This is a genomic window from uncultured Reyranella sp. (assembly GCF_945957355.1).
Taxonomy (GTDB): domain Bacteria; phylum Pseudomonadota; class Alphaproteobacteria; order Reyranellales; family Reyranellaceae; genus Reyranella.
Window position 1 is genome coordinate 101088 of sequence record NZ_CAMFKM010000006.1, and the last position, 13196, is coordinate 114283.

General features: G+C 67.1%; 12 protein-coding genes. 2 read left to right on the top strand and 10 right to left on the bottom strand.

Features of this window, described 5'->3' with window-relative positions; all coding sequences use genetic code 11:
• Window positions 1-4 precede the first annotated feature (4 nt).
• From Q0Q48_RS11910 to Q0Q48_RS11955, 10 genes are all read right to left on the bottom strand, one after another.
• Complete coding sequence (locus Q0Q48_RS11910; protein WP_295137769.1) at window positions 5-1291, bottom strand: ABC transporter ATP-binding protein; 1287 nt, start codon at window positions 1289-1291, stop codon at window positions 5-7.
• Window positions 1292-1293: 2 nt separating this feature from the next.
• A complete protein-coding gene (locus Q0Q48_RS11915) occupies window positions 1294-2136 on the bottom strand; it encodes an ABC transporter permease (protein WP_295137771.1) in 843 nt (280 codons plus the stop codon).
• Window positions 2133-3233: a glycosyltransferase family 4 protein gene (locus Q0Q48_RS11920; RefSeq protein ID WP_295137773.1), complete on the bottom strand. Its 1101-nt coding sequence runs from the start codon at window positions 3231-3233 to the stop codon at window positions 2133-2135. The genes Q0Q48_RS11915 and Q0Q48_RS11920 overlap by 4 nt, the downstream gene beginning before the upstream one ends.
• A gap of 8 nt (window positions 3234-3241) precedes the next feature.
• Window positions 3242-5077: an asparagine synthase (glutamine-hydrolyzing) gene (asnB, locus tag Q0Q48_RS11925; RefSeq protein WP_295137775.1), complete on the bottom strand. Its 1836-nt coding sequence runs from the start codon at window positions 5075-5077 to the stop codon at window positions 3242-3244.
• 15 nt (window positions 5078-5092) lie between these two features.
• Window positions 5093-6346 (bottom strand): sugar transferase, encoded by a 1254-nt coding sequence (locus tag Q0Q48_RS11930; RefSeq protein WP_295137777.1) that lies wholly within the window; start codon window positions 6344-6346, stop codon window positions 5093-5095.
• A 210-nt stretch (window positions 6347-6556) separates the two neighbouring features.
• Window positions 6557-8044 carry an O-antigen ligase family protein gene (locus tag Q0Q48_RS11935; protein WP_295137779.1) on the bottom strand — a complete coding sequence of 496 codons (1488 nt, stop codon included), beginning with the start codon at window positions 8042-8044 and terminating at the stop codon, window positions 6557-6559.
• Window positions 8041-8784 carry a hypothetical protein gene (locus Q0Q48_RS11940; RefSeq protein ID WP_295137781.1) on the bottom strand — a complete coding sequence of 248 codons (744 nt, stop codon included), beginning with the start codon at window positions 8782-8784 and terminating at the stop codon, window positions 8041-8043. Before Q0Q48_RS11940 ends, Q0Q48_RS11935 begins: the two co-directional genes overlap by 4 nt.
• Window positions 8785-8821: 37 nt before the next feature.
• Complete coding sequence (locus tag Q0Q48_RS11945) at window positions 8822-9838, bottom strand: transglutaminase family protein (RefSeq protein ID WP_295137783.1); 1017 nt, start codon at window positions 9836-9838, stop codon at window positions 8822-8824.
• Window positions 9839-9962: 124 nt separating this feature from the next.
• Window positions 9963-10760 carry a phosphodiesterase gene (locus Q0Q48_RS11950; RefSeq protein ID WP_295137785.1) on the bottom strand — a complete coding sequence of 266 codons (798 nt, stop codon included), beginning with the start codon at window positions 10758-10760 and terminating at the stop codon, window positions 9963-9965.
• Window positions 10761-11411: a DUF2161 family putative PD-(D/E)XK-type phosphodiesterase gene (locus tag Q0Q48_RS11955; protein ID WP_295137787.1), complete on the bottom strand. Its 651-nt coding sequence runs from the start codon at window positions 11409-11411 to the stop codon at window positions 10761-10763.
• A 49-nt stretch (window positions 11412-11460) separates the two neighbouring features.
• On the opposite strand from Q0Q48_RS11955, the gene Q0Q48_RS11960 reads away from it, so the two are divergent.
• Both Q0Q48_RS11960 and Q0Q48_RS11965 read left to right on the top strand, forming a co-directional pair.
• Window positions 11461-12837, top strand: coding sequence for an amidase (locus Q0Q48_RS11960; RefSeq protein ID WP_295137789.1), 1377 nt, complete (start codon window positions 11461-11463; stop codon window positions 12835-12837).
• A gap of 29 nt (window positions 12838-12866) precedes the next feature.
• Window positions 12867-13127 (top strand): hypothetical protein, encoded by a 261-nt coding sequence (locus Q0Q48_RS11965; RefSeq protein WP_295137791.1) that lies wholly within the window; start codon window positions 12867-12869, stop codon window positions 13125-13127.
• Window positions 13128-13196: the final 69 nt, after the last annotated feature.

A 13196-nucleotide genomic window follows, 5' to 3' on the forward strand; every position in this document is an offset into this window, starting at 1 on the left:
TCGGTCAGGCCGCCTCTGTCGATTTGGACTCGATGCGCAATGGCGACGCGAGTTGCATGGCAAGGACGCCGTTGCCCAGGCTCTGCTTGAAATCGTAGGCGATGCCGCCCGGGCTCGAGGCGGCGACCCGGAACGGGATCGCGTTGGCGACGCCGTGATCGACGACGATGGTGAGCGAGTTCGTGGAGATGTCGAAGCTGTAGTCGCCCGACGCCAGGAAAAGCGGCTGGAGGCTCAGCGTGCAGACATGGCGCCCCTGGCTCGGCAGCGGGGTCTGCGAGAAGATACTGGACGAATAGAAGCCCACCGGCAGATTGTTGGCGTCGCGGAGCTGTAGCTCGAGCCCCAGGCCGGGCATGTTCACCGTCTCGACCTCGATCCGGAGATTGAACGGTGTTCCCGGCTCGTAGGTATCCGTCGGCATCCCTTGCGCATCGAGCAGGTCGGCAGAGATGATCGCGGAGTGATGGCCACGTCCCCAGTCCCGCGCCACCTTGCCCTTGCTGAGCGACGCCGAATAGTGGGCGATCGCGTTTTCGATCGGACCGTCGAAGATGAGCCGGCCGCCCTTCAGCACGATGCCACGCCGCGTGAGCGCCGCCACCGCCGCGAGATTGTGGCTGACGAACAAGACGGTCCGTCCTGCACTCGCGACCGCCGACATACGGTCGAGGCAGCGCTTCTGGAATTCCGCATCGCCGACCGCCAGCACCTCGTCGACGAACAGGATCTCGGTCTCGAGGTGGGCCGCCACCGAGAAGGCCAACCGTGCATACATCCCGACCGAGTAGCGCTTGACCGGCGTATCGATGAACTTCTCGACGCCGGAAAAATCGACGATCTCGTCGAACCGCGCCAACACCTCCTGGCGCGTCATGCCGAGAATGGCGCCGTTCAGGAAGATGTTCTCTCGACCCGTGAGTTCCTGATGGAAGCCGGTACCCACTTCGAGCAGGCTGGCGACGCGGCCATTCAGTTCGACCCTGCCCAGCGTCGGCTCGAGGATGCGCGACAGGATCTTGAGCAGGGTCGTCTTGCCCGCGCCATTGTGGCCGATGATGCTGACCACCTCGCCGCGCCTGATCTCGAAATCGACGTCGCGCAGCGCCCAGAATTCCTCGACCTCGTCGCCCTCGACGACGGCACGGCCGCGCAGCATGTCGACCGCGCGGCGCGCCATGCCGCGGGCGCTGCGCACCAGCGCCTCGCCAAGGATGGCCGAATACTCGACCTGGTGCCCGATGACGAACTTCTTGCCGAGCTTCTCGGCGCGGATGACGACGTCGGACATGCTCAGATCAGGTCGGCGAAGCCGCGCTCGGTGCGGCGGAACGTGTGGATGCCGAGCCAAAGCATGCCGGCGGCAACGAGCATGCTGACGGCGAATCCCGGCAGGTAGAGCGGACTGTCGCCGCCCAGGATGGCCCAGCGAAAGCCATCGATCACGCCCACGACCGGGTTCACGCTGTACAGGAGCTGCCATTCCGGCGGCACGACCTTGGTGGAAAAGCCGACCGGCGAAACGTACAGACCGACCTGGATGACGAACGGGATGATGAAGCGGAAGTCACGGTACTTCACGATCATCGCCGCCGCCCACAAGGCCGGTCCGATGGCCACCAGCACCGCCAGCACCACGAAGACCGGCAGCAGCAGGATGTGCCAGTCCGGCACGACACCATACCACGCCATGACGCCGACCAGGATGAGCAGGCTCACGCCGAAGTCGATCAGGGCCACCATCACGGTCGCGAAGGGAATGATGATTCGCGGGAAATAGACCTTGCTGACGAGTTGCGAGTTCGTGATCACGCTGTTCGACGCGTCGCTCAGGATCGACGAGGCAAGCGTCCAGGGCAGCAGGCCGGCGAAAACCAGCACCGCATAGGGTGCATCGCCTTCAGTCGGCAGCCTCGCGAGTTTGCCGAACACGACCGTGAAAACGATCATGGTCACGAACGGCCGGACGAAGGCCCATGCCAGGCCGATCACCGTCTGCTTGTAGCGCACGGCGACGTCGCGCCAGGCCAGGATGAAGAAGAGCTCCCGGTATCGCCAGATGTCGATCCAGTACTGGCGGTCCGCACGTCCGGCCTCGAGGATGAGCCGCTGCGATGGGCGATCACTGGCTATCATGGGCTGGAAGTCATACGACGCGGCTGGGCCGCTAGGCGAGCGTAGAGTGCGCGTGCGGCGGCGACAAAATGCGAACGCCGATAAGGTTCGACGGCTGCCGGGTCGGCCTTGCCTCGCGCCAGCTGCTGCTCGATCGCGGCGGCCAACGCCGCACGGTCGGCCGGATCGACGATCACGCCGACACGCTCGTCGGGAATCGCATCGGCCGTGCCGCCGCCCTTGCCGCCGACGACCCGCAAGCCGCAGGCCGCCGCCTCGAGATAGACGATGCCGAACCCCTCCTCCGTGCTCGGCATCACAAACAGGTCGGCCAGCCGGTAGAGATCCGGCAGTTCCGCATCGGGCACGAAGCCCAGGAAGCGCACGGCACCCGGCGCCAGTTCGGCGGCGACCGCTTCGAGACGCTGCCGGTCATCGCCGTCCCCCGCCACGACATGGACGAGATCGGGGTACTTTTCGCGCAATCCGGCGAGGACGGAGAAGACCGGCTCGTGGCCCTTGTAGCGCTCGTTCGAGGCGAGCCGGCCGACCGTGAGGAGGACAGGTCCTGCGCCGAGCTTCAGACGGTCGCGCAGCCCTGCAGGCGCCGGCCCCAGTGTGAAAACATCTTGCACCGTGTCGGGCAGAACGCGCACGCGCTCCGGCGGCAGGTCGACCCAGGCGAGCAGGATGCGACGCGTCTCGCGACTGACCGTCGTGACCAGATCGGCATTTTCGATCAGCCAACGTACGAGGCCACGGCGGTCCTGCCAGACGTCGGTGCCATGCGCCTGCACCCAGTAACGCGCGCTGAACAACCGCGCGAGCAGGAAGCCCAGCGGCGCCATGAAGACGTGACCGCAGAACACGGTGTCGATCGGCCGGAAGCGCCAGGCGGCGACGATGGCCGCCAGTGAATAGGCGAGCCGGCCGAAGATCGACGGATTCTGACGCACGCCGACGGGGAGCGCCGTCCCACGGGCGTCGCCGTGGCGCGGCAGGACCAGGATCTCCGCATCACCGTCGGCGAGTGCGTCGAACAGATCCTGATTGTAGCGTGCGATGCCACCGCGCGCGCCGTAGCAGTCGCTTACGAGAGCGAGGATGCGGGTCCCCATCGCGTCGCTCAGGCCGCCGCCGGACCGGTCCAGCCGGCGCGCCAGACGTTGAGCGCCCAGGCCCGCGAGGCTGCGGAGAGGTCGATCCCCGGCTGCCGGGGTGCGCCTGCTGCATCCTGCAGCCAGCGCCCGTGCGGCGTCGAGAAGCCGGTCTTGCGCCGCCGGCGGATGCTGTCCGGCAGCGGCGGCGTCGGCACCTCGGCAATCGCATCCTTGGCATTCATGCGAGCCAGCACCGGGCCGGGCGGCAGCGCCGCGAGGAAGAATGGGTCGACGAACGGAACGCGGATCTCCACGCCGTGCGACATGCCCGCCCAGTCGGCATCCCGCAGAAGCTGGTTGCGCATGTAGAGCGATGTCTCCAGTGCCGCCACGCGGTCGAAGTCGCCCAGACGATGGCCGGCCTGGAGGGTGGCGGCGATCCGGCTGAACGGCGCGAGGCGATGCAGCCCTTCCCGGACCAGCGCCGGATCGAGCACGTCATCGAGTTCCCACGGCATGTAGACGCCGCGCCGCAGCAGATAGGCTCCGGCCCAGGTACCGCCATACTGCAGCACCCCCGCCGCCTTGGGATGCAGGCGAAGCCCGGCGGCGATGGCGCCTGACAGGCCCCAGCGAACCAATGCCCCCAGGCCTGGCAGCCAGGAGACCGGCCACAGCCAATGCACGCTGCGCGGCACGTCGGTGAAGGACGGGTACCCGCCGAAGCATTCGTCGGCGCCGAGCCCACTCAACGCCACCTTGATGCCCGCCTCGCGCGCGGCCTTGGCGACGAACCATGTGTTGATGCCGTCGATCGTCGGCAGGTCCATCGCGTCCATCATCGCCGGCAGGTCGCGCTCGAACTCGGCACGATCGACGGTGCGGACGACATGGTGCGCGCCGTAACGTGCCGCGACCTCCGCCGCCAGCGGCGCCTCGTCGTGAGCCAACCCCTCGAACTCCCGGAAGCCCAGCGTCAAGGCCGTGATGTCGCGCACGCCCAGCCCGGCCATCGTTCCCAGCAACGCCCCCGAATCGATGCCGGAGGAGAGGAACACCGCGACCGGTACGTCGGCGACGAGATGGTGGCGAACGGAATCGCGAACGGCTTCCGCGACCTGTGCGCGGGAGTCGACCGGCGCCACGGCCGATGCGGCCCGCTCGGCCAGCGCCGCCGCCACATCGTAGTAGCGCTGCGGAATACCGGGTCCTGTGGCATCGACGGTGAGCATCGTCCCGGCCGGCAGCGACTGGATGCTGCGCCAGACCGTGAAAGGTTCGGGCACGCTGCCGAAGAGATGGAACCCGACGATCCCGGCGGGATCGGGGTCGCGCGATACTGCCGCACCCGCCAGCAGCGCCTTGGCCTGCGAGGCAAAGCGCAAGGTCCAGCCGTCATCGGCCCAGTAGAGCGGCTTGATGCCGAGCGGATCGCGCGCCAGCAGCAGCGTCCGCCTTTCGGCGTCCCACAGGCCGAACGCGAACATGCCGCGCAGCCGGCTGACCATGGCGGAGCCGTACTCTGCATAGAGCTGCAACAGGACCTCGGTATCCGATCCGCTGCGGAAGGTGCGTCCCCTCGCCTGCAGGTCGGCCCGCAGTTCGCGATAATTGTAGATCTCGCCATTGAACGTGATCGTAAGGCGTCCATCGCAGGCATGCATGGGCTGCGCGCCGCCTTCGGACAGGTCGATGATGGCGAGCCGGACATGGCCGAAGCCCGTACGTTGATCCGCGCTCACCCACAGGCCATTGCCATCGGGTCCCCGCGCGACCATGCGCTCGTTCATGCGAACCAGTTCGCCGCGGTCGACCCGGGGCGCAACGTCGAGATAGGCGTGGATGCCTGCTATGCCGCACATGATCCGGGCCGGGCTCTATCGCGCGCCGGTGCCGCGGAACACTACCGCGAAGGTCCTGAGGACGATCACCATGTCGAGCCACAGCGAGCAATGCTTCAGGTAGTAGAGATCGTATTCGAGCTTCGCGCGCATCGCGTCGGCTTCGTGGGCATAACCCTGGTTGATCTGCGCCCAGCCGGTGACGCCCGGGCGCACGATGCCGCGCAGCGCGAAGTGTTCGATGTCGCGGACATAGCCCTCTTCCAACGAGGCGGCCTCGGGCCGCGGCCCGACCCAGCTCATGTCACCCTTCAGGATGTTGAAGAGCTGCGGCAACTCGTCGAGCCGACAGCGCCTGAGATAGTGGCCACTTCTCGTGATGCGGGGATCGGACGAGGTCGTGAAGCTCGGGCCCGGCACCCCGACGAACATCGTGCGAAACTTGATCATCCGGAAGGCACGACCGCGCCGGCCGATGCGGGTCTGCAGGAAGAACACCGGGCCGGGACTGTCGAGCCGGACGATCAGCGCAACGACCGCGAGGATCGGAAGCAGCAAGGGCAGGAAGAGAACGGTCAGAGTCCATTCGAGGGCGCGACGGACGACAAGATACTGGCGCGACGGCAGCAGCGCTCCAAACTCGTTGGGCGACAGGCCGCTGAGCGGTGTGCGGCCGGTCATGCTCTCCACCACGTATCGCCGGTCGAGCACCGGCACGCCTGCGATGGCCGCATCGGCGAGGGCCGCGAGCTGGCCCTCTCCAAGGTCGCCGCTGAGATCGGCCACGATCGCATCGACCCTCAGGCGCCGCTGGCGCACATCGTCGAAATCTAGCCAACGGCAGGTCGAAAGCCGCGGCAGCGTGGCAATCGCCGAATGAGGCGTCACGGCGTAGTTGCGCACGAGGTAACGCCCGCGGAGCTGTGCGATCACCGCCATCCAGAGCATGGTGAGGAACCCGCTGCCGAACAGCTGGACGCGCGAATAGTCCAGACGCAACAGCAGGAGAACGGCCGCGATCAGGGCGTAGGTGATCACCGCCACCGGAGCGACCTGCGCCGCGTTGAGGCCGGCGCCCGGAAACGCGTCCAGTCGACGGCCGCAGTACCAGACGATCGCGTAGGCGATGGCAGTGGTGACGATGGTGAGTTCGGAAGCGTCGAACGGGCCGACGAACGGCTCGTCGGTCGCATAGATCGGGATCGGCAGCACAACGCAGAACAGGAAGCCGAGTACGGCATCGACCCAGGTTTCGATGAAACGCTGGGGCGCCGACCGCATGCGCGGCATACCGGTCGCCCGCTGCTCCGCGGACGACTCCCCCGCCTCAACGGTCATGGCTCTCGGCACGCCGTCTCCCATGTGCCACTACCGGCCATTCCCTCAGGACCCGGCCGAACGACTCCCCGCTCATACGCTGCGCTTCCTTGCCCGGACTTCCCGCTCCGGGCCCGCCGTTCCGGCATACTTGCACCCGCGATGATTATATCGCGATCATTCCTACGGCGTAAAGCGTTGCTCGGAATGTTCCCTGCGGCCGAACGCCTGCGCCCATCCCATGCCGAGCAGGGCTGCCGTCACGAAGCCGATGGCCGGCATCTGCAGGCTGAAATCGATGAGCGAATGGAGGATCGGAACGCTGGCGACCGCGAATGCCGCTGCCGGCAGGTAGCGATAGGCGATGCGGCGCGTCAGGGCGCCGCGCAGACAGATCGCCCAGGGCAATACCACCACGACCATCGCCGGGATTGCCACGATCAGGCCGAGTTCGACCACCGTCTCGAGCGGTGTCGAGTGGGCGATGTCGTTGGGCTGCAGGCTGTTGGAGGGCTGCAGAAGCGCGAAGACGTCGCCGAAGCCGCCCAGACCCCAGCCCAGCCAGGGCGACATGGCAATCGCCTCGAAGGCGGCCGACCAGATCCGAAGACGCGATGAATCGTCGGCCGAGGCGGCAAACTTGTAGAGCATCCCACTACCGGCAATGCTGCCGACAACGAGGAAGACCGCGAGCCCGACGAAGAAGATGCGACCGAGTTCCGGGCGCGATCGCCAGCGGCCTCGCATGAGAAGCAGGCCCAGGAAGAGCATTCCAGCCACCGACGCACCGAAGCCCGCGCGGGATGCCGACATCAGCATGCCCCCCAGCATCAGCAGCGAGAGGGCAAGCAGGACGACACGCGGGCCGGTGAACCACTCCACGAGGCGGACGTCGTCTCCTTCGTCGTAGCCGTACGGGACGTTGACCTTCCTGCGGTGACCGCTGAAGACCAGCGCGAGGGCCGCGACGACGCACATGCCCATGTAGCAGGCGAACGAATTGCTGTTCACGAAGGTGCCGCCCATCAAACAGCGATCGCCCGGAGTGAGTTCGAACTGCTTGCGCAGGTAGCCGCCGAGGTAGCAGGAGTTCGTCGACATCTGCATCGCAATGCCGTAGCTCACGACCAGGACCCCGCTGGCCACGAGCGCAACGAGCAACCATCGCGCATTGTCGCGGTCGCGGCACAGGGCGCGCGCCATCATGAAGATGAGCGCGCAGGCCAGGCATTTCAGGAGCGAGTTGCGAGCGGCGTCGGCGGCAATCGCCGGGATGGGCGCATGGGCAGTGCCCAGGATCTCGGCGGCACGGGTGAACAGCCAGGCGTCGGCTGTGAGCGGCGTCCATATCGTCGTCTGCCACAGTGCGAATGCTGCAAAGGCAAGCCAGCAGCCGACCAGCACCAGCAACGGCAGACGTTCGAGCACGCCCACGGCATGCCCGCCGCGGCCGCCGAGCCCCAGCGAAACCGGAACCGCGATGATGCCGAGCATCACGCAGAGCGGAGCCCATGCCCAGTCCCGATTTGCCCCCATCGGCAAGGCGGCCAGCACGACCACGGCGAAGAAGATGAAGACCACGGTCTTGTCGATGGCGCGCCGGACGAACCACTGCCAGTCGCGAAGCACGACCACACCCGGCTCGTGGCCCTTTTCAGTCCATTCCGTCATGACTTCTTTTTCCGGCGCTCCGTCAACAGACGCGTCAGCTCATCCTGGGCGCCCGCTTCGTTGCGCATGAAATAGCGGACGAACAACTCGTCGACCGGGCTGCGGATGGCGTCGGCGAACCACCCGCGATCAGGCGAAAGCTGCCAGGTCCGAGCGACATAGAGGGCGACAGCCTCGCGCTGCGGAACCGTGAGCGCCTGCCAATTGTCGAGAATCAACCTCAACCGTGCCGGCCACAGGGGCAGCAGCATGGGTGCGGTGTCGATCGACATCAGGAGCGGCGCGATTGAGCTCTGCGAGGGTCCATCAAGCGCCAGCCGGACGGACGCGAGACGCAGCCACTGTATGCCCTTGGCGGGATCGTGCCCCAAGCCCACCCGGAGGTCATGATCGGCGCGCCTCAGCCATTCGGCACGTTGCTGGGCAGTGGGCGCGAAATTGGGCGACAGCGCCGCGCCGGCCAGCAGTTCGGACCGCTGGAAGTAGCGGCCAGCCGTCGGGTCCAGATCGACGGCACGGTCGAGCTTGTCGATGGCGTTCAGCAAGGCGTCGAGGGACAGCCTGTAGTTGAGGCGGAGCGCCGTTGCCGCGCCGTCGGCCTGCTGCGCCTGCCACGCACTCTTCATCACCGGCCACGCGAACCAGACGAGGAGAAGCCCGCCAAGGCCCAGCAAGCCGCGCAACAGCCCATTGATCGAGACGCCCAGAAACCACCTCCCAATATCGTCAGGACGCGTCATGGCCCTTTTTGCACTCAACAGCTGTATTTCCGCATTGTCAAAGGGCTTGGGCGGGCGGCGCCTGGACGGCCGGAACGGCCGGCTCGGGGGGCAGAGCAGGCGGCGTCACTGGCGGGATCGTCGGAGCCTGCGAAGAGGCTGGTTCAGGCGCAACCGCCGGGTCGGCAACGGGCCGGGGGTCAAGTGTATGAACCTGCACGTCGACCGAGGCCTTGACGGTGACCTCGGACGACCCGGTGAAGGTGCCCTTGATCGGCATGGCCTGCTCGGGGTCCCGGCCGACCGCCACGCGGATCAGTCGCTCGCTGCCGACGATCCCGTTGGTCGGATCGAATTCCACCCAGCCGGCCCCTGGCAGGTAGACCTCCATCCAGGCATGCGGATAGGCATGCGTCGTCGCCTCGCCCGGCGCGGTGTCGAGCGCGGGATCGTAGAGGTAGCCCGTGATGAACCGCGCCGCGAGGCCGAGCGAGCGGCAGCATTCGATCATCAGGAGCGCATAGTCGCGGCAGGTGCCGCCACCGCTCTCGAGCGTGACGGCAGGCACCTGCGTGCCGATCTCGAACCGCATCGCGTATTTCAGCTTCTGCTGAATACCCGTGCACAGGCGCTTCAGCAGCTCGAACGTATCGTTCCCCGCCTCGCCTTCCATGAACTGCTTGGTCCAGGGCCCGACGATCGCGTTGGGGTCCGGATAGGCGCGCTCGATGTAGCGCGCGAGATCGGGCGCCTCTTCCGCCGCATAACTGAAGGGCAAGGTGCGGGCGAACTCCTCGATCGGCGGCAACTCCGGGGGCACCCCGAAATGCTCGAGCTGGATCGTGCTGACCAGTTCGAGCACCTGCGTGGTGCCCTCGAACGAGGCGATGGCGATCGAATTGCCGAACGGATCGTGGATCCATCGCACCTGCGCGATGGGCTCGATCACCAATCCCGTGCGGAGAAGCCTCAGGTCGTGGCTGTCGCGCGGACGGAACATCAGCCGGTGGTCCCCCAGGGAGACCGGCTCGGAATACTCGTAACGAGTGCGGTGGACGATCTCGAGGGTGCGCATGCGGGCCGGATAATGCCTCAAGGTTCCCGCGGATGCATCTGTGCTGAAGCCAATCGCTCCGCCTCACGATGAAGGGCCGCCACGACTGCCGGGAGGCGCGTCACGCTTGTGCCGCACCTCTTTGCTAAGCGAATGGGTACGGGCCCGGAAACACCCCTATCGGGATGAAATGCGTGACCAGTCCCGTGCCTTCCCGCCAGTGATGCAGCAGCATGGCCGGCGGCTCGATGTGCGAGGCCGGCTTGGCATCGGGCTGGAGCCGGAGCGCGATGGTCGTCGTCGTCGACGGCGCGGTGCACAGCATCGTGCCGCCGAACCGCAGCTGCATGACGCGGTGGACGTGGCCGCACAGGATGCGCTCGACCTGGCGGTGGCGCGCGATCACTTCGGCAAGCCGCTGTCCTTGGCGACAGGAATAGGGATCCATGTAGGGAATGCCAGTGTCGAATGGCGGCTGGTGCATCATCACGATCGTCGGTCGCGACGGTTCCGCCGCGAGCACGCGATCGAGCCACGCCGCCCCCTCCTCGCTCACCGCACCGTGGTGCAAACCGGGCAGGGTGACGTCGAGGGCCACGATGCGCACGGGACCTCGATCGCCGACCACGTAATCGATGGGACCGCTCGCCGGCAGCCAGCATTGGCCGGCGAAAGCCGCCCTGAAGGCCTCGCGCTCATCGTGATTGCCCGGGATGGCCAGAACCGGGATTTGCAGCCCCGCCAGCAGCCGGGCCAGCATGGCGTATTCGTCGGCCCGGCCGTGATCCACCAGGTCGCCGCTCAGCAGCACGAGGGCGGGCCGGGGATCGAGTGCGTTCACGTGCGCGATGGCCGCCGCGAATTGCGCATTCGAATCGACCACGCCCTGATAGAGCTCTCCGTCCGGCCGGACGTGCGGATCGGAGAGGTGCGCGATCAGCATTCAGGCCAGCTTGCGGTCGAACCGCTCCAGACCCTCGCGCCCCTTCGGCGTGATCGCATAGACACCGCGCTCTACCCGCTCGAACCAGCCATAGACATCCTGTTGCAGGATCTGGGCCGCTTTGGGCGCGTCGCACGCCGCGCGCAGCGCCGCCACTTTCATCGGCCCGTTCGTCGCCAGCAACTCGGCGCAGCGCAGGGCCTCCTGGCGATAGGCCGTCATCAGCGGCGCCCGCATCGCTTGGCCGCCGACATTGGGATCGCCCACCCGGCGCGCATGTTCGCCCAGCATGCGGCCCGCCTTTCGCCTGTTCTGGCGCGGCACATACGGAACCGGATCGAGCACCACGTCGGCCCTGTCCTTCGCGACCACGATGAAGCCCAGCCCAAGCCGCCGGCAAAGCTTCTTCACGTTTTTCATCTGCTTGGGCCACTGGCCCACCGCGAGATAGACGAGATCGGTCAGCGCCAGCCGGTCGACGCCCTGCAGGACGAGTCCCAGTCCAAATGTGCGCTTCAGCTCGACCACGACCGGCGGCTCCTGGCCGCGCACCGCTACCACGTCACAGCCGCGCACCTCGCCCTTGACGACATAGCCCTGTCCTTCGAGCAGCGCCTTCACCGGCGCGTATAGGTCGCTCTCCAACGTCATGGCGGCGCACGCTATCATGCTAAGGAAGTGGGCAGATGAGGAAAAACAGATGACCGAGTTGCTGGATCAGGGCGCCGCCGCCATTGCCGCCGCCGTGCGCACAGGCAAGGTGAAGGCACGCGACGTGGCCGAGATGGCGATCGCCCGCGTCGAGGCGCGGAACGGGCAGCTCACCGCCATCGTCGACTTCGACCCCGCCGAGGCACGCGCCTCGGCCGACGCCGTCGATGCTAGACGCAGGCAGGGCTTCGACGGCGCCATCCTGGGGGTGCCTTACACGGTCAAGGACACGACATGGGTGCAGGGCCGCACCGTCACCAACGGTTCGCTCCTCTACAAGGACTTCAAGCCGCCCCGCGATGCCGTCGCCGTCGAGCGCCTGAAGGCCGCCGGCGGCATCTTCCTCGGCATGACCAACACGCCGGAGATGGCGGCCAAGGGCCACACGGAGAACAAGGTCTACGGACCCTCGCGCCATCCGATGAACCCTGCTCTGACGCCGGGAGGTTCTTCCGGCGGTGCGGCGTCGGCCCTTGCCGCCGGCTTCTCGCCGATCGCCCTCGGCACCGACGGCGGCGGCTCGGGCCGGCGGCCGGCATCGCATTGCGGCGTCGTCGGCCTCAAGACCTCGGCCGGCGCTATCCCCTCGCCGTTCGGCTTCGGCGGGGCCTACGGTCCGCTCTACGGGGTGACGGCGCCCATGGGCCGAACGGTTGCCGACGCGAAGGTCGCCTTCGAGGTGATGGCCGGTCCCGACCGGCGCGACCCGCATTCGGTGGCGCTGCTCGACGTACCGCCGCCCAGCAGCCCGCGCATCGCCGTGAGTCCGCGGCTCGGCCTCGGCGTCGCCGTCGATCCCGATGTCATGGCGGCTTTCGAGTCTGCCGTTGCGAAGCTGCGCGCCGCCGGCTGGCGCATCGAGGAGGCCGACGTCACCTGGCCCGAGGAGACGTCCGAAAGCGCTTTCGCAGCGGTGAACAGCTCGGCCTCCGCCCTTCTCTACGGCAAGCAGCAGGCAGCCGACCACAACCTGTTTGGCGACAATGTCTCGGGCCTGATCGAGCGCGGCCGGTCCGTGCCAGGCACCGACGTCGTCGCCTCCTTCCGCTTCGCCGACGCCTGTGCTCGCGCGGTGGCGCAATTCTTCACCGAGTACGACTACCTGCTGACGCCGACCACCGCCTGCGTCTCATGGCCGGTCGAGCAGGTCTATCCGAAGATCATCGAGAACAGGGAGGTGGGCCCGCGCGGCCACGCCGCCTTCACGCCACTGTTCAACCTGGCGCTCGTACCGGGCATCTCGGTCCCCTGCGGCACCGGTCGTGACGGGTTGCCGGTTGGCCTGCAGATCGTCGCGCCGCGCCTGCACGACCGGCCGTTGCTGGCGATGGCACAGCGGGCCGAAATGGCGCTCGGCGTCGGCTGACCGACCAGCAGCAACGTCTCCCACAAATCATGCAGCTGACTGAGATCCTGATCGTCGCGGGCGCGGCCCTTGTCGTCGCCATTGCCATAAAGGTCTTTCGTGCACGCCAGGCGGCGCGCAACCGCGGGCCGGCCCACATCCACGAGGCGCTGATGAAGCGCGCCGAACTTCACACCGACCGCAGTCCGTTCCTGCGAAAGGTCGTGAGCGAATTCAAGGCCAACGGCCATATCTCCAATCGGCAAGCCGAAGCGGTAGAAAAGGCTCTGAAACGGCTCGAGGCCTCGTGAGCGGGCCATTCGCATTGAACGCAACCGTCACCTGACCGATAGTCGCCGCGCATTGGGGAGCGCGGGACA